The following is a 16,121-nucleotide window of genomic DNA, read 5'->3' on the forward strand; positions in this document are numbered from 1 at the left end:
TTGATTGTTTCGCCTGGCTAGGTAAATCGATAGCCTTGGCTGCGTGAACAAAACTGCACTCGATCCGGCCACCGCGCCGCCCCGCCCGTCGACGCGCGTTCCACGCTGGCTGCGCGCCACCATCCCCGCCGTCCTGATCCTCGTCTGGTTCGCCCTGTTCGGCATCGGCGGGGCCTCCTTCGGCAAGATCGGCGACGTCGCCACCAACGACGCGGTCCAGTTCCTGCCGGCCAGCTCCGAGGCCACCCAGGTGCAGCAGATCCAGTCCGAGTTCCGCGGAACCGACGCGATCCCGGCGATCGTCATCTTCCAGCGCGACGGCGGCCTGACCGATGCCGACCGCGCCGCCATCGCGGACGCGGCCAGCGCGTTCCAGGGCACACCGGGCGTGCTGGCCGACGGCGTCTCCCCGGCCATCCCCTCCGAGGACGGCGAGGCCGCGGAGGTGTTCGTGCAGATCGACGCCACCGGCGAGGTCAAGGACACCGTCGTGGAGTTGCGCGCCGAACTGGCCGAGCTCGACACCCCGGGTCTCACCAGCATCCTCGCCGGCCCGGCCGGGTTCACCGCCGACCTCTCCGGCGCCTTCGCCGGCATCGACGGGCTGCTGCTGGCCGTCGCCCTCTCGGCCGTCTTCTTGATCCTCGTCATCGTCTACCGCTCCCCGCTGCTGCCGCTGATCATGCTCGGCTCCAGCATGGCCGCGCTCTGCGCGGCCGTCTTCGTCGTCGTGCAGCTGGCCGCGGCTGACATCCTGCTCATCAACGGCCAGACCCAGGGCATCCTCTTCATCCTCGTGATCGGCGCCGCCACCGACTACTCGCTGCTCTACATCGCCCGCTACCGCGAGGCGCTGCACGTGCACGAGAGCAAATGGGCCGCCACCTGGGCCGCCCTGCGCGGCTCCTGGGAGCCGATCCTGGCCGCCGGCGGAACGGTGATCGCCGCGCTGCTGCTGCTCTTGTTCAGCGACCTCAACTCCAACAAGATCCTCGGCCCGGTCGCCGCGATCGGAATCGTCTTCGCCCTCCTCGCCTCGCTGACCCTGTTGCCGGCGCTGATGCTCTGGGCCGGGCGCACCGCCTTCTGGCCGCGCCGGCCGAAGCTCGGCGAGGTCGGCCCGAGCGAGAAGAGCCTCACCGAGAAGGGCGCATGGCCCGCAGTGGCCCGCTTCATCCGCCGCCGCCCGCGCACCATCTGGATCACCTCCACACTGCTCCTCGGCGTGATGGCGCTCGGCATGCTCGGCCTCAAGGCCGACGGGGTGCCCTCCAGCGAGTTCGTGCTGGGGGAGTCGCAGTCCCGCGACGGCCAGGCGCTGATCAGCGAGCACTTCCCCGGCGGCTCTGGGACCCCGGCCGTGATCGTCGCGCCGGAGGGCGCGCTGCAGGACGCCGCCGACGTGGCCCTGACCACCGACGGGGTGGCCTCCGTCACCGTGCTCTCCGCCGACTCGCCGAGCGGCAGCCTGCCGGTGACCTCCGACGGCATCCAGGCCATCGGCGCGCCCGGCGCCGCCCCGACGGCGCCCACCGTGATCGACGGGCGGGTGCTGCTGCAGGCGACCCTCGACTACCCGGGCGACTCGCTCGAGGCGGAAGCACTCGTCACCGAGCTGCGCGCCGAGCTCGCCGGCGTCGGAACGGCCGAGGACCCGGTGTTGGTCGGCGGCACCACCGCCGTCGCGCTGGACACCAACACGGCCGCGATCCACGACCGCAACCTGATCATCCCGCTCGTGCTCATCGTCATCATGCTGATCCTGATGCTGCTGCTGCGGGCGATCGTCGCGCCGCTGCTGCTGATCGCCAGCGTGGTGCTGTCGTTCGCCTCCGCGCTCGGGGTCTCGGCGATCGTCTTCAACAACGTGTTCGACTTCGCGGGCGCCGACCCCGTCGTCCCGTTGTTCGGCTTCGTGTTCCTGGTCGCGCTCGGCGTGGACTACAACATCTTCTTGATGACGAGGGTGCGCGAGGAGGCGCTGGTGCACGGCAGCCGGGAGGGCGTGCTGCGCGGGCTCGTCGTGACCGGCGGGGTCATCACCTCGGCCGGCCTGGTGCTGGCGGCCACGTTCGCCGCGCTCGGCGTGCTGCCCATCCTGTTCCTGGCCCAGCTCGCGTTCATCGTCGCCTTCGGCGTGCTGCTGGACACCTTCCTGGTGCGCTCGCTGCTGATCCCGGCGCTCAGCTACGACATCGGCCGCGCCATCTGGTGGCCGTCGAAGCTGTCCCGGATGCCGGAGGAGCCCCGCTCCGTCGACGCCCGGTAGCGGCAGGAAGGGCCGAGTCGAGCGGGGGCTCCCGCACAGTGCGCAGCGGGCGCACTGTGCGGGAGCCCCCGCTCGTTGTCGGTGGGTCGCTACCGGGGCGTGGGCGCGGCCGGCGGCGCGGGAGTGGGCTTCTCCGCCCGGGCGGCGTCCCGGCGCGCCCTGGCCACCCTCGCCGCCTCGCTGGCCTTGCGTGCGACCCTCTGCGCGGCCGCGTTGGCCGTGCCGCTGACCCTCCGTGCGCCATCGAACTCGGTGGCGAGGATGCCGAGGCCGCCCAGCACGATCAGGGTGCCGGGGCCGGGCAGTGGCATCAGCACGACGCCGAGGGCGAGCGTGCTGCCGCCCACCACGCCGACTCCCGCGCGGTACACCTTGTCGGCCGTCGGGTTCTTGCGGATCGCCGAACGGGTGCCGCGGGCGGCGCTGCTGGCCGCCCGCCCGACGGCGGCGCCGGCCCGTCTCGCGTTGCTCTGCTCGCTCATACGCCCAGCCTAGGCTCGCCGGTCGGGAACGCAGAAGGCCCGCCGCGACCGGGTGGTCGGGGCGGGCCTTCCGGCGTCTGCGCTTAGTCGAGCGTCAGCGCGGTGCGCAGCAGCTCGGACTGCTCTGCGGCGTGGCGCTTGGCCGATCCGGCGGCCGGCGAGGCGGATGCCGGGCGCGACACGACGCCGACCGGGCGGTGGCCCAGCTTCGCCGTCTCGAGGCAGAAGAAAGGCCAGGCACCCTGATTCTCCGGCTCGTCCTGCACCCAGTACAGCTCGGCGTTCGGGTACTGGTCGACGACCGCCTTCAGCTCGACGGCGGGCAGCGGGTAGAACTGCTCGAGGCGCACCAGGGCGATCTCGGGGTTCGGGTTCTTCTCCAGCTCGCTGCGCAGGTCGTAGAAGACCTTCCCGGCCATGAACAGCACGCGCTTGACGGCGGCCTTGTCGGTGATCCGCACATCGTCGATCACCGGCTCGAAGGCGCCGCTGGTGAAGTCGGCGACGTCGCTGGACGCCCCGCGGAGGCGCAGCATCGCCTTCGGCGTGAAGACGACGAGCGGGCGGCGCGGGCGCTGGTACGCCTGGCGGCGCAGCAGGTGGAAGTACGACGCGGGCGTCGACGGGCGGGCCACCGTCATGTTGTTCTCCGCGCACAGCTGCAGGAAGCGCTCGATGCGGGCGGAGGAGTGGTCGGGGCCCTGACCCTCATAGCCGTGCGGCAGCAGCAGCACGACGCTCGAGCGCTGGCCCCACTTCTGCTCGGCCGAGGCGATGAACTCGTCGATGATGGTCTGGGCGCCGTTGGCGAAGTCGCCGAACTGGGCCTCCCAGAGCACGAGGGCGTCCGCGCGCTCCACCGAGTAGCCGTACTCGAAGCCCATCGCGGCGTACTCGCTGAGCAGCGTGTCGTAGATCCAGAAGCGGGCCTGGCTGTCGCTCAGGTTCGCCAGCGGCAGCCATTCCTGGCCGTTCACGCGGTCGTGCAGCACGGCGTGGCGCTGCACGAAGGTGCCGCGGCGGGCATCCTGGCCGGCGAAGCGCACCGGGGTGCCCTCCAGCAGCAGCGAGCCGAGCGCGAGCAGCTCGCCGAACGCCCAGTCGATGTTGCCGTTGCGGCTCATGTCGAGGCGCTTCTGCAGCAGCTGCTGCAGCTTGTTGTGCACGGTGAAGCCGGCCGGCTTGTTGTTGAACGCATCGCCGATCAGCTGCACGACGGCCTCGCTGACGCCGGTGGTCTCCGGCACGCCGATCGCGTCGTCGTTCTCGGCCTCGCCGTTGCCCAGCGGGTTGACGACGGTCATCGAGCCGGTCTGCGCCGCGTGCGTCTCCATGAAGGCGCGCTCGAGGCGGTCCTGGAAGTCGCGGTGCGACGCCTCGTACTCCTCCTCGGTGATGTCGCCGCGGCCGACGAGGGCCTCGGTGTAGAGCTTGCGCACCGAGCGCTTGGCCTCGATCAGGTTGTACATCAGCGGCTGGGTCATCGAGGGGTCGTCGCCCTCGTTGTGCCCGCGGCGGCGGTAGCAGATGAGGTCGATGACGACGTCGCGCTTGAACTCCTGGCGGTACGCGAAGGCGAGCTCCGCCACCCGGACGACGGCCTCTGGGTCGTCGCCGTTCACGTGGAAGATCGGGGCCTGGATGGTCTTGGCGACATCCGTCGAGTAGACCGAGCTGCGCGCCTCACCGGGGGGAGTGGTGAAGCCGACCTGGTTGTTCACGACGACGTGGATGGTGCCGCCGGTGCGGTAGGCACGCAGCTGCGACATCTGCAGCGTCTCGAGCACGACGCCCTGGCCGGCCATGGCCGCGTCGCCGTGGATCAGGATCGGCAGCGTGGAGAAGGTGCCGATCGGCTTGCGGTCCTGCTTGGCGCGGACGATGCCCTCGAGCACGCCGTCGACGGCCTCGAGGTGCGAGGGGTTCGCGGCGAGGTAGACAGGGATCTGCGCGCCGGTGCTGCTGCGGAAGACGCCCTCGGTGCCGAGGTGGTACTTGACGTCGCCGGAGCCCTGCACGTTCTTGTTGTTCGCGGTGCCCTCGAACTCCTGGAACACCTGGCCGTAGGTCTTGCCGGCGATGTTGGTGAGCACGTTGAGGCGGCCGCGGTGGGCCATGCCGATCGCGGCCTCGTCGAGGCCGGTCTCCGCCGCGCCGGCGAGGATGGCGTCCAGCAGGGCGATGGTGGACTCGCCGCCCTCGAGGCTGAAGCGCTTCTGGCCGACGTACTTGGTCTGCAGGAAGGTCTCGAAGGCCTCGGCCTCGTTGAGCTTGCCGAGGATGCGCATCTGCTCGTCGTGGGTGGGCTTCTCGTACTTGCGCTCCACCTTGGACTGCACCCAGCGGCGCTGGACCGGGTCCTGGATGTGCATGTACTCGATGCCGGTGGTGCGGCAGTAGGAGTCGCGCAGCACGCCGAGGATGTCGCGCAGCGGCGCGGAGCGCCGCTCGCCGAAGCCGCCGGTGACGAACTCGCGGTCCAGGTCCCAGAAGGTGAGGCCGTGGGAGGCGATGTCGAGGTCGGGGTGCGAGCGCTGCACGTACTCGAGCGGGTCGATGTCGGCCATGAGGTGGCCGCGCACGCGGAAGGAGTTGATGAGCTCCTGCACGCGGGCCGTCTTGTCGACGGCGCTGGCGAGGTCGACGCTGATGTCGGGCGCCCACTCGATCGGGGCGTACGGGATGCGCAGCGCCGAGAAGATGTCGGAGTAGAAGGTGCGCTGGCCGGTGAGCAGCTCGTGCACGATCTTCAGGAACTCGCCGGAGCCGGCACCCTGGATGACGCGGTGGTCGTAGGTGCTGGTGAGCGTGATGGTCTTGCCGATGGCCAGGCCGGCCAGCGTCTTCTCGCTGGAGCCCTGGAACTCGGCCGGGTACTCGAGCGCTCCGGCGCCGATGATGCAGCCGGCGCCCTTCATCAGGCGGGGCACGGAGTGCACGGTGCCGATGCCGCCCGGGTTGGTGAGCGAGATGGAGGCGCCGCTGAAGTCGTCGGCGGTCAGCTTGTTGCCGCGGGCGCGACGGACCAGGTCCTCGTAGGCCGCGAGGTACTCGCTGAAGGTCATCGTGTCTGCGCGCTTGATGGCGGGCACCAGCAGGGCGCGCGATCCGTCGGGCTTGGGGATGTCGATGGCGATGCCGAGGCCCACGTGGGCGGGCTTGACGACGGAGGGCTTGCCGTCGACCTCGGTGTAGTAGACGTTCTGGCTGGGGAACACCTTGAGCGCCTGGATCAGAGCCCAGCCGATGAGGTGGGTGAAGGAGATCTTGCCGCCGCGGGCGCGCTTGAGGTGGTTGTTGATGACGATGCGGTTGTCGATCATCAGCTTCGCCGGGATGGTGCGCACGCTGGTGGCGGTGGGCATGCTCAGGCTGGCGTCCATGTTGACGGCGAGCGTCTTGGCCATGCCGCGCAGCGGGGTGACCTCGTCCGGCGCGGTCTCCGCCTGCTCGGCGGGGACCACCGGCTGCGAGTTGGTGACCGGCGCGTCCGCGGGAACCGGCTCCGGCTTGGGCGCGACCGAGGTGGTCTTGGCCGCAGGCTGGGTGCCGATCACGGGGATCGGCGCGGTGATCGGGTGCGTGATCGCGCCGGGGGCCGCTTCGGCATCCGGGCTGCTCGGGGTGTAATTCTCCAGAATCGGCCACCACGACTGGTCGACAGAATTCTTGTCAACGAGGAATCTCTCGTACATTTCGTCGACGAGCCATTCATTGGCTCCAAATTCTTCCGACGTTGTTTCGTCGGAACCCGACCCGGTCAACTGGCTCGACACAGCCGATCGCCCACTCTCTTCGTTGATTTGGAACAGGGATGCGGATGGGCTCGCGTGAGCACATGCCGCGACTTCCAAGCCTAATCCCCTTTTCCGGCCATCGTTGTCTGTGTGCCTCGCGCGTCGGCCCGGTTCGGGGCTAGCGTGGGCCACATGGAGTTCTACAGCACAACGCCGAGCCACGATCTCACCTACTCCGATGTGTTCCTGGTGCCCAGTCGCTCCGGCATCGGCAGCCGCCTCGACGTCTCCCTCGCGCCGAACGACGGCACCGGCGCCACCATCCCGATCGTCGCCTCGAACATGAACTCGGTGACCGGGCCGCGGCTGGCCGCGTCGCTGGCGCGTCGCGGGGGCCTCGGCGTGCTGCCGCAGGACACGCCCCTGCAGCAGCTGGATGCCTCCATCCGCTGGGTGAAGTCGCAGTCGGTGCGCTTCGACACCCCCTTCTCCTTCTCGCCGGACGCCACCGTCGCCGACGCGCTGGCGCAGGTGCCGGCCGTCGCCGGGCACGGCATCGTGCTGCACGAGGAGGGCGGCGCCTACCGCGGCTGCATCCAGGCGGCCCGGCTCGCGACCGCCCCGCCGGACGCCCGGCTCGGCGACCTGCTGCACGGCGAGCTCACCGCGCTGGACGCCGACGACGTCGACACGGCGCGCCGCGCCTTCGACGTGATGACCGCCGCGGGGCTGGAGTTCGCGCCCGTCATGCACCACGGGGCCGTGGTCGGCACGCTCAGCCGCACCAGCGCGCTGCGCTCCACCCTCTACCAGCCCGCCGTCGACGCGGACGGGCGCCTCGTCGTCGCCGCGGCCATCGGCGTGAACGGCGACGTCGCCGCCAAGGCGCAGGCGCTGGCCGCGGCCGGCGTCGACGTGCTCGTGCTCGACACGGCGCACGGGCACCAGGAGAGCATGCTGCGCGCGCTCGCCGCCGTCAGCAGCCTCGGCCTCGGCATCCCGCTGGTCGCCGGAAACGTGGTCACGGGGGAGGCCGTCGGCGACCTCGTCTCGGCCGGCGCGAGCATCATCAAGGTCGGGGTCGGCCCCGGCGCGATGTGCACGACCCGCATGATGACCGCCGTCGGGCGGCCGCAGTTCTCCGCCGTGCTGGAGACCGCGGAGGCGGCCGGCGCGCAGGGCGCGCACGTCTGGGCGGACGGCGGGGTGCGCTACCCGCGCGACGTCGCTCTGGCCCTCGCAGCCGGCGCGGCATCCGTCATGATCGGGTCCTGGTTCGCCGGCACGATCGAGGCGCCGGGCCAGCTGGCGACGGATGCCGCGGGCCGGCTGTACAAGGAGAGCTGGGGGATGGCCTCCACCAAGGCCGTCCAGGAGCGCTTCGAGCGGCTCGACGCCTACGAGCTGGCGCGCAAGATGCTCTTCGCCGAGGGGATCTCCTCCTCGAAGATCTACCTGGACCCGCTCCGCCCCTCCGTCGAGGACCTGCTCGACATGATCACCTCCGGGGTGCGCAGCTCCTTCACCTATGCGGGTGCCAAGGACATCGGCGAGTTCCAGCAACGCGCCAGGGTCGGCATCCAATCGGCCGCCGGCTACGAGGAGGGCAAGGCGCTCCCAGTGAGTTGGTAGCGCGATTCACTTATACTGGCAACACGATGGACGACCCTCCCCCTGCCAACTCGCCCGCCCATAAACCCATGCCCGTGACCTACGGGGGTGAACAGCGTGTCTGAGTGGATTCTGCTTGGACTCGGACTCATCCTCACCGTGGGAACGGGCCTCTTCGTCGCCAGCGAGTTCGCGCTGGTGAACCTCGATCGCGCGGAGCTCGAAGCCCGACGCGACAGGGGTGAGACCAAGCTCGGCATGACCATTGCCGCGCTGAAGATCACCTCGACCCACCTCTCGAGCGCGCAGCTCGGCATCACGCTGACGACGCTGCTCACCGGATACACGATGGAACCGGCCATCTCCAGCCTGATCAGCGGCCCCCTCACCAGCTGGGGCGTGCCGGAGGCGGTTGTCCCGGCGCTCGCCGTCACCATCGCCATCGTCACCGCGACGCTGCTGTCGATGATCATCGGCGAGCTGGTCCCGAAGAACTTCGCCCTGGCCCTGCCGGTGGCGACGGCCAAGTTCGTGATCCCGTTCCAGACTGTGTTCACCGCGGTGTTCAAACCGGCGATCACCCTGCTGAACGGCAGCGCCAACGGAATCCTGCGCTCCTTCGGCATCGAGCCCAAGGAGGAGCTGAGCGGTGCCCGCACCGCAGAGGAGCTCTCCTCGCTCGTGCGCCGCTCCGCCAGCGCGGGCATGCTCGAGGCCGACACGGCCACGCTGCTGAACCGCACCCTGCGCTTCTCCGAGCACACGGCATCCGATGTGATGACCCCGCGCCCGCGCATCGCCAGCATCTCGCGCACCGACTCCGCGCAGAGCGTGATCGAGCTCACCGCGCAGACCGGGTACTCGCGCTTCCCCGTCATCGACGAGAGCATGGACGACGTCGTCGGCGTCGTGCACATCAAGCAGGCGCTCGCCGTGCCGCGCGCCAAGCGCGCCGACGTGCCGGTGTCCGCCCTGCAGTCGGACGCCCTGCGCGTGCCGGAGACCATGAAGCTCGACACCCTGCTGGGCGAGCTGCGCGGCCGCGGCTTCCAGATGGCGGTCGTCGTCGACGAGTACGGCGGGACCGCCGGCGTTGCGACGCTGGAGGACCTGGTCGAGGAGCTGGTCGGCGAGGTCGCCGACGAGCACGACCGCGCCAGGGCCGGGATCGTGCGCCAGGCCGACTCCCTCACCTTCCCCGGAATGCTGAGGCCGGACGAGCTGCTGGAGCGCACCGGCATCAAGGTGCCGGAGGAGGGGCCGTTCGAGACCGTCGCCGGCTTCGTGATGAGCGAGCTCGGCCGCCTCCCCGTCGTCGGCGACACCGTCGCCATCGAGGGCGGAGAGCTGCGCGTCGAACGCCTCGACGGGCGCCGGATCGACCGGATCCGGTTCACGCCCGACGCCGATGAGACGCAGCCGGATGACACAGGCGGCACGGATGCCCCGGCATCCGCCCGTGCGGAGGGAAGCCGATGAACGACTGGGCCGGACTGGCATGGCTGGTCGTGTTGCTGCTCGGCAACGCCTTCTTCGTGGCCGCCGAGTTCGCGGTGATCTCCGCGCGCCGCTCGCAGATCGAGCCGCTCGCCGAGGCGGGCAAGTCCAGCGCGAAGACCGCGCTCTGGGCGATGGAGCACGCCACCCTCATGCTGGCGACCAGCCAGCTGGGCATCACCGTGTGCTCGCTTCTGATCCTGAACGTCTCCGAGCCGGCGATCCACCACCTGCTCGAGATCCCGCTCGCGCTGACCGGCTGGTCGGAGGCCCTGATCGGCGGTGTCGCCTTCGCGATCACCCTGCTGCTGGTCTCCTACCTGCACGTCGTCTTCGGCGAGATGGTGCCGAAGAACCTCTCCTTCTCCATCCCTGACCGGGCGGTGCTGATCCTGGCCCCGCCGCTGGTGTTGGTCGCACGGGTGTTCAAGCCCGTCATCGTCGCCCTGAACGCGACGGCGAACGGCGTGCTGCGCCTGTTCGGCGTGGAGCCGAAGAGCGAGACGACGAGCGCGTTCACCCTGGACGAGGTGGCGACAATCGTCAACCAGTCCACCCGGGAGGGCGTGCTGCGCGACAGCACCGGCGCGCTGACCGCGGCCTTCGAGTTCACCACCAAGAAGGTGCGCGACGTCGCCGTGCCCATGGCCTCGCTCGTGAGCCTGCCGTTCAACGCCACCCCGACCGACCTCGAGCGGGCCGTCGCCCGGCACGGATTCTCGCGCTACGTCATGCTCGACGAGCACGGCGAGCCGAGCGGCTACCTGCACCTCAAGGACGTCATCGACCTGGACCTGGTGCCGGATGCCACGACGCCCGCCTGGGACGAACCGGTGCCGGCCAAGCGCATCAGGCAGCTGGCATCCGTGTTCGAGGGAACCGACCTCGAGGACGCGCTGACCTCGATGCGCCGCACCGGGGCCCACCTCGCGCGGGCCTTCGACGCGGAGGGCCAGGCGACCGGCGTCCTGTTCCTCGAGGACATCATCGAGGAGCTCGTCGGCGAGGTGCAGGACGCCACCCGGCGGGCGTAAGCGGAGCGGAGCCTCTGGCGCGCACACGGGCCGGAAACGGTGTGGTCGATCCGCTTCTGTGCGCGCCATTCCGTGCCCCGGCACGGCGGCGTAGGCTCACGGCGGGGGAGAAAAGAGGAATCCTGATGATGGATTTCAAGCGTTCCATTGGCGTGCTCCCCGCGAGCGACCTCGCTCGCGCCCGCGCCTACTACAAGGACATGCTCGGCCTCGAGCCCGAGGAGGACATGGACGACGAGGGCGGCTCGCTCTACTCGGTCGGCGGCAGCTTGTTCATGCTCTACCAGACGAGCTTCGCCGGGACGGCGAAGAACACCGCGCTGACGCTGGAGACCGGTGACCTGGACGCCACCATGGCCGACATGCGCGGCCGGGGCGTCGCCTTCGAGGAGTACGACATGCCCGGCCTGAAGACCGAGAACGGCGTCGCCGAGCTGGGCGGCGAGCGCAGCGCCTGGTTCATCGACAGCGAGGGAAACATCATCGCCATCGCACAGAGGAGCTAGCGTTCGAATATGGATACCGCGGCGGAGTGGCTGGAATGGGACGAGAGACGGGCCAGGGAATGGCTGGCGGTGCCGCGCGACGGCGATGACAAGTACTCGCGCGGCGTGCTCGGCGTGATCACCGGCTCGCACGACTACCCGGGCGCGGCCGTGCTCGGCGTCGAGGCGGCCATGCGGGCGGGCGTCGGAATGGTGCGCTACACCGGCCCGAGCGCCGTGCGCCACCTGGTGATGGCGCGGCGGCCGGAGGTCGTCGGGGTCGGCGGTCGGGTGCAGGCCTGGCTGATCGGCTCCGGCATGACGACCGCCAGGCGCACGCTGATCCTCGGCGGCGAGCTCGACCAGGCGATGGCCGAGGGCGTGCCGACGGTGTTGGATGCCGGCGCGCTCGACCTCGTGCACGAGGCCCGCGGCGCGGTCGTGCTCACCCCGCACTACCGGGAGCTGGCCACGCTGCTGATGGAGACCGCCCGCCGGGCCGGCCATGGCGCGGTGAAGGTCAGCGCCGAGCACGGCGGCCCGCCCCACGTCGACCAGATCGCCGCTCAGCCGGCTCTCTGGGCCGGCCGGGCCGCGCAGCAGCTGGGCGCAACCGTGCTGCTGAAGGGCGCGGTGACCTACATCGCCCACCCGGACGGGGCGCGCTTCACGGTGTCCGGGGCGCCGAGCTGGCTGGCCACGGCCGGAACCGGCGACGTGCTCGGCGGCATCCTGGGCGCGCTGCTGGCCACCCGGCACCGCACCATCGCGCAGGACCCGGACGCGGTCGCGCCGATCGCGGCGACAGCCGCGCTGCTGCACGCGCTCGCCGCGCGCCGTGCCTCGCAGGGCGGGCCGATCACCGCGCTCGACGTGGCCGAGGCCGTGCCGGCGACGGTCGCCGCGCTGCTCTCCGGCAAGTAGCCGGGCGCATCGACCCGCCGGCTGCGGTCGCACGCGCCCGCGCGCCAACGGCGGACTAGGCGGGCGGCGTGAGGCCGGTGCCGCTGAAGCGGGTGAGGAACTCGCGGGTGCGCTCCTGCTCCGGGTGGTTGAGCAGCCGCTCCGGCGCGCCCTGCTCCACGATCAGCCCGCCGTCCAGGAACACGACGCGGTGGGCGACGTCGCGGGCGAAGGCCATCTCGTGGGTCGCCATCAAGATGGTGGAGCCGCCCTGGGCGAGCGTGCGCACCAGCTCGAGCACCTCGCCGACCAACTCGGGGTCCAGCGCACTGGTGATCTCGTCGAGCAACAAGAGTTCGGGATCGGTGGCGATGGCACGCACGATGGCGACCCGCTGCTGCTGCCCGCCGGAGAGGCGGTCGGGAAACTCGCGCGCCTTGTCGGCCAGGCCGACCTGGTCGAGCAGCTCCAGCGCCTGCCTCTCGGCCGCCGCCTTGCCGCGCCGGTGCACGGTGCGGCCGGCGAGCGTCACGTTGCCGAGCACGCTGAGGTGCGGGAACAGGTTGTAGTGCTGGAACACGACGCCGATGCGGGCGCGCACCGCGTCGAGCTTGACGCGCGGGTCGCTGACATCCGTGCCGGAGAGGAACACCTGCCCGTCGTCGATCGGCTCCAGCAGGTTCGCCGTGCGCAGCAGCGTGGACTTGCCGGAGCCGCTGGCGCCGATCAGCGCAACGACCTCGTGCCGGCGCACATCCAGGTCGATGCCGCGCAGCACCTCGACGTCGCCGAAGGACTTGCGGATGCCGCGCAGGCTGAGCACGGGCGGCTCGATGGCCGCGTCGGAGCCCATGTCGGGGCTCGTGCCGGTGCGGGCGCCTGGCCCGGTCTCGAGGCGTGCGTCGGGGGAACTCATACGATGCTTCCCATCTGCTCGCGGCGGCGCATCCTGGCCGAGTACCAGTCGGTCAGCCGGATCGTGGGCCAGGCCAGCAGCACGAAGAGCAGGCCGGCCAGCACGTACGGGGTGAAATTGTAGCTGGCGGCCGTCTCGATCTGGGCGGCGCGCACCGCGTCGATGGCGCCGATCACCGAGATCAGGCCGACATCCTTCTGCATGGCGACGAAGTCGTTCATCAGGGCCGGCGTCACCTTGCGCACCGCCTGCGGCAGCACGACCTTGCGCATGGTCTGGGCGTGGCTGAGGCCGAGGGCCCGGGCCGCGAGGCGCTGGGACGGATGCACGGCCTCGATGCCGGCCCGGAACACCTCGGAGACGTAGGCGGAGTAGGTGAGGACCAGCGCGACGGTGCCCCAGAACTCGGCGGGCATGCGCGGGAACAGGCCGAGGCCCGGCACCCCGTAGCCGACGAGGTAGAGCACGATGAGCAGCGGGACGCCGCGGAAGAGGTCGGTGTAGCCAGTCGCGAGCGCGCGCAGCGGGAAGAACACGGGGCCGCGCAGGGTGCGGATCACCGCGAGCAGGAGGCTCACGATGAGCACGCCGATGGACGCGAAGAACAGCACCCGGATGTTCAGCCAGAGGCCCTCGATGACGCGCGGGAACGCCGAGATGGCGACGTCGAGGTTGAAGAAGCTCTGCTGCACGGCGGTCCAGCCCGGCGTGTTGACGACGAGCAGCCAGACCAGCGCCGCGAAGACCAGGGTGCTGGCGAGGGCGATGGCGACCGACTTGCCGTTCTGGCGCCGCCGGTAGAGCCGTCGGTCCAGCTCGATCTCACTCGGGACCCGCAGGGCCAGTGCGCTGTTCGTCACGTCGTTCTCACTGCATCAAACTATCGGATGCCGGGCCGGGGCCCGCCACGCTGTGCCCGGGCGGCTACTTCAGCACGGGTGCGGAGGCGCCGGCGGCCAGCCACTCGTCCGCCAGGGCGTCGAGGGTGCCGTTCTCGCGCAGCGCGTCGACGGCCGCCGTGACCTTCGCGGTCAGCGGGCTGCCCTTGGCCAGCACCAGGCCGAACTCGTCGCCGGTTCCCGCGGCCTCTGGCAGCTGGCCGATGATCGAACCGCCCTCGAGCTCGACGCCGGTCAGGTAGAACGCGGTGGGCAGGTCGACGACGATGGCGTCGACGACGCCGTTCTGCAGGGCGAGCTTCGCGTCGTCGTTGGTGTTGAAGGCCTGCGCGCCCTTGTCGGGCGCGATCGCGCTCTCGACGGCCTGGAAGCTGGTGGTGCCGGTCTGTGCGCCGATCAGGAGGCCCTTGAGCTCGGCGATGGAGCTCGCGCCCTCCGCGGGGGAGCCGGGAACGGTGATGACGGCCTGCGTGGTCGCGTAGTACGGGCTGGAGAAGTCGACCGCCTGCGCGCGCTCCGGGGTGACGGAGAACTGCTGCAGGTTGATGTCGAAGTCCTTCGGCCCGGGCGCGATCGCCTGGTCGAAGGTGCTGCGCACCCAGACGACGTCCTCCGCGGCGAAGCCGAGCTCCTCGGCGACGGCGTAGGCGACGGCGGCCTCGAAGCCCTGGCCCGTCTCCGGGGCGTCGTCGAGCACCCAGGGGAAGTAGGCCGGCTCGCCGGTGGCCACCGTGAAGCTGCCCTCCGTCACGTAGTCGGAAGCCGGGGCGTCGGATGCCGGGGCGCCGGCCGCGCACGCGCTGAGCGCGAGCATCGTCGCCGAGGCGGCAAGGATCGACAGGGTGCGGGCGAGGCGTGACGGCATAGTGGCTCCAGACATGTGCGGGTAACCCATTCTGGCGCGAATGCGCGCGGAGGCCAGCCGGGCCGACGCATTCCGACATGCGCCGGTAGCATGGCCAGCATGCCAGAGCCGTCCGCGCCGCTCGCCGGGGACGCGCTCCCCGCGCCGCGGGCTCGGCCCTCCCGGCGGCTGCCGCGGCATCCGCTGGCCCTCTGGGCGGCCTTCGCGCTCGTGCACACGGTGCTCGTGCTGCTCTGCCTGCACGCGCCAGGCTGGCCGCTCGGCGATGTGGAGGGTGTCTACAAGGTCTGGGTGGGGGAGGCCGCCGGCGGGGGCAGCCAGGTGGGCATCGACCTGCCCTGGGTGTACCCGATCCTCGCCTACCCGCCGATGGCGCTGGCGAACCTGCTCGGCCTCGAGCTGTACGCGCAGACCTGGCTGGGGCTCGTCGTCGCCCTGAACGCGGCCGCGTTCGCCGTGCTCACCGGCGGGCTGCGCGCCCGCCGCGCGCGGCCGCTCTGGCGGCTCACCGCCGCCTGGTGGTGGCTGGCTTTCCTGCTCCTGCTCGGTCCGATCGCGCTCGCGCGCATCGACGCCGTCACCGTTCCGCTGGCCATCGTCGGGCTGCTGCTGGCGACCGGCCGCCCGGCACTGGGGGCCGCGCTGCTCACCGTGGGGGCGTGGGTGAAGGTGTGGCCGGCCGCCCTCGTCACAGCCCTGTTCGTCGCCGGGCGCTCGCGCGCCCGGGTGGTGCAGAGTGCCCTCTGCGTCAGCGCGGTCGTCGTCCTGGTCAGCGTGATCCTCGGCGGCGGGGCGCATGTCCTCGGCTTCGTCGACGAGCAGACCGGGCGCGGGCTGCAGATCGAGGCGCCGATCGGCACCCCCTGGCTGTGGCTCACCGCCCTCGGTGCTGCGGGCACCGGCATCTACTACGACTTCGACATCCTCACCTACCAGCTGCTCGGCGACGGCACCGCGCTGGCCGGCACACTGGCGACCCCGCTGATGGCGCTCGCCGCGGCATCCGTCGTGCTGCTCGGCGTGCTGCGGCAGCGCGCGGGCGCGCACCTCGTGCAGCTGCTGCCGCCGCTCGCCCTGGCCCTCGTACTGGTTCTCATCGTGTTCAACAAGGTGGGCTCGCCGCAGTTCATGACCTGGCTGGCGGCGCCCGTCATCGTGGGGCTGGTCTACCGGGGGAGGCAGTGGCTCACGCCGGCCCTGCTCGCGTTCGCACTCGCCGGGCTCACCCAGCTGATCTACCCTTATCTGTACGGCGCACTGCTGGCCGCCGAGCCGTGGATGGTGCTCGTCATCACGCTGCGCAACCTGCTCGAGGTGGTGCTGCTCGGCTGGGCGGTGCGCGCCGTCCACCGTGCCGGGCGCGCTCCGGCATCCGCCCCCGACCCCCGCGCAGCCGGCCGCCGCGCACTCAACCCCTAAGGAT

12 protein-coding genes are annotated in these 16,121 nt (G+C 71.0%); 7 read left to right on the forward strand and 5 right to left on the reverse strand.

Annotated features, from left to right (window positions below):
• Nucleotides 1-43: 43 nt before the first annotated feature.
• Nucleotides 44-2,269 carry an MMPL family transporter gene (locus tag BLT62_RS06155; RefSeq protein WP_231919367.1) on the forward strand — a complete coding sequence of 742 codons (2,226 nt, stop codon included), beginning with the start codon at nucleotides 44-46 and terminating at the stop codon, nucleotides 2,267-2,269.
• An 89-nt stretch (nucleotides 2,270-2,358) separates the two neighbouring features.
• On the opposite strand, the gene BLT62_RS06160 is transcribed toward BLT62_RS06155, so the two are convergent.
• Together BLT62_RS06160 and BLT62_RS06165 are read right to left on the reverse strand one after the other, a co-directional pair.
• Entirely contained in the window at nucleotides 2,359-2,751 is a 393-nt protein-coding gene (locus BLT62_RS06160; protein WP_083363270.1) for a PGPGW domain-containing protein, read from the reverse strand.
• 83 nt (nucleotides 2,752-2,834) lie between these two features.
• Nucleotides 2,835-6,527 (reverse strand): multifunctional oxoglutarate decarboxylase/oxoglutarate dehydrogenase thiamine pyrophosphate-binding subunit/dihydrolipoyllysine-residue succinyltransferase subunit, encoded by a 3,693-nt coding sequence (locus BLT62_RS06165; RefSeq protein ID WP_083363271.1) that lies wholly within the window; start codon nucleotides 6,525-6,527, stop codon nucleotides 2,835-2,837.
• Between the two features lie 153 nt (nucleotides 6,528-6,680).
• Here BLT62_RS06165 and guaB1 point away from each other — a divergent pair, with 153 nt between their 5' ends.
• From guaB1 to BLT62_RS06190, 5 genes are all read left to right on the forward strand, one after another.
• Nucleotides 6,681-8,120, forward strand: coding sequence for a GMP reductase (guaB1, locus tag BLT62_RS06170; RefSeq protein WP_083363272.1), 1,440 nt, complete (start codon nucleotides 6,681-6,683; stop codon nucleotides 8,118-8,120).
• Nucleotides 8,121-8,216: 96 nt separating this feature from the next.
• The gene (locus BLT62_RS06175) at nucleotides 8,217-9,578 is read left to right on the forward strand and encodes a hemolysin family protein (protein WP_172829649.1); all 1,362 of its coding nucleotides are present in this window, start codon (nucleotides 8,217-8,219) and stop codon (nucleotides 9,576-9,578) included.
• Nucleotides 9,575-10,630 (forward strand): hemolysin family protein, encoded by a 1,056-nt coding sequence (locus BLT62_RS06180; RefSeq protein WP_083363273.1) that lies wholly within the window; start codon nucleotides 9,575-9,577, stop codon nucleotides 10,628-10,630. The genes BLT62_RS06175 and BLT62_RS06180 overlap by 4 nt, the downstream gene beginning before the upstream one ends.
• A gap of 128 nt (nucleotides 10,631-10,758) precedes the next feature.
• On the forward strand, nucleotides 10,759-11,136 hold the full coding sequence (locus BLT62_RS06185; RefSeq protein WP_331710518.1) for a VOC family protein: 378 nt from the start codon (nucleotides 10,759-10,761) through the stop codon (nucleotides 11,134-11,136).
• Nucleotides 11,137-11,145: 9 nt separating this feature from the next.
• On the forward strand, nucleotides 11,146-12,039 hold the full coding sequence (locus BLT62_RS06190; RefSeq protein WP_083363275.1) for an ADP-dependent NAD(P)H-hydrate dehydratase: 894 nt from the start codon (nucleotides 11,146-11,148) through the stop codon (nucleotides 12,037-12,039).
• Between the two features lie 55 nt (nucleotides 12,040-12,094).
• Here the strand turns inward: BLT62_RS06190 and BLT62_RS06195 are convergent, their stop codons facing one another.
• From BLT62_RS06195 to BLT62_RS06205, 3 genes are all read right to left on the reverse strand, one after another.
• The gene (locus BLT62_RS06195) at nucleotides 12,095-12,871 is read right to left on the reverse strand and encodes an amino acid ABC transporter ATP-binding protein (RefSeq protein ID WP_156786450.1); all 777 of its coding nucleotides are present in this window, start codon (nucleotides 12,869-12,871) and stop codon (nucleotides 12,095-12,097) included.
• A 59-nt stretch (nucleotides 12,872-12,930) separates the two neighbouring features.
• On the reverse strand, nucleotides 12,931-13,794 hold the full coding sequence (locus tag BLT62_RS06200) for an amino acid ABC transporter permease (protein ID WP_083363277.1): 864 nt from the start codon (nucleotides 13,792-13,794) through the stop codon (nucleotides 12,931-12,933).
• 64 nt (nucleotides 13,795-13,858) lie between these two features.
• Nucleotides 13,859-14,713 (reverse strand): ABC transporter substrate-binding protein, encoded by an 855-nt coding sequence (locus BLT62_RS06205; RefSeq protein WP_231919368.1) that lies wholly within the window; start codon nucleotides 14,711-14,713, stop codon nucleotides 13,859-13,861.
• An 84-nt stretch (nucleotides 14,714-14,797) separates the two neighbouring features.
• On the opposite strand from BLT62_RS06205, the gene BLT62_RS06210 reads away from it, so the two are divergent.
• Nucleotides 14,798-16,117, forward strand: a complete 1,320-nt coding sequence (locus BLT62_RS06210) for a glycosyltransferase 87 family protein (RefSeq protein WP_083363279.1) — start codon at nucleotides 14,798-14,800, stop codon at nucleotides 16,115-16,117.
• Nucleotides 16,118-16,121: the final 4 nt, after the last annotated feature.

It is taken from the genome of Microterricola viridarii (assembly GCF_900104895.1).
Lineage (GTDB): Bacteria > Actinomycetota > Actinomycetes > Actinomycetales > Microbacteriaceae > Microterricola > Microterricola viridarii.

Bases quoted from the DNA above. Each gene is read 5' to 3' on its own strand.
- BLT62_RS06190 (WP_083363275.1), top strand. From the start codon at position 11,146: ATGGATACCGCGGCGGAGTGGCTGGAATGGGACGAGAGACGGGCCAGG.
- BLT62_RS06185 (WP_331710518.1), top strand. From the start codon at position 10,759: ATGGATTTCAAGCGTTCCATTGGCGTGCTCCCCGCGAGCGACCTCGCT.
- BLT62_RS06210 (WP_083363279.1), top strand. From the start codon at position 14,798: ATGCCAGAGCCGTCCGCGCCGCTCGCCGGGGACGCGCTCCCCGCGCCG.
- BLT62_RS06180 (WP_083363273.1), top strand. From the start codon at position 9,575: ATGAACGACTGGGCCGGACTGGCATGGCTGGTCGTGTTGCTGCTCGGC.
- guaB1 (WP_083363272.1), top strand. From the start codon at position 6,681: ATGGAGTTCTACAGCACAACGCCGAGCCACGATCTCACCTACTCCGAT.
- BLT62_RS06205 (WP_231919368.1), bottom strand. From the start codon at position 14,713: ATGTCTGGAGCCACTATGCCGTCACGCCTCGCCCGCACCCTGTCGATC.
- BLT62_RS06195 (WP_156786450.1), bottom strand. From the start codon at position 12,871: ATGGGCTCCGACGCGGCCATCGAGCCGCCCGTGCTCAGCCTGCGCGGC.
- BLT62_RS06160 (WP_083363270.1), bottom strand. From the start codon at position 2,751: ATGAGCGAGCAGAGCAACGCGAGACGGGCCGGCGCCGCCGTCGGGCGG.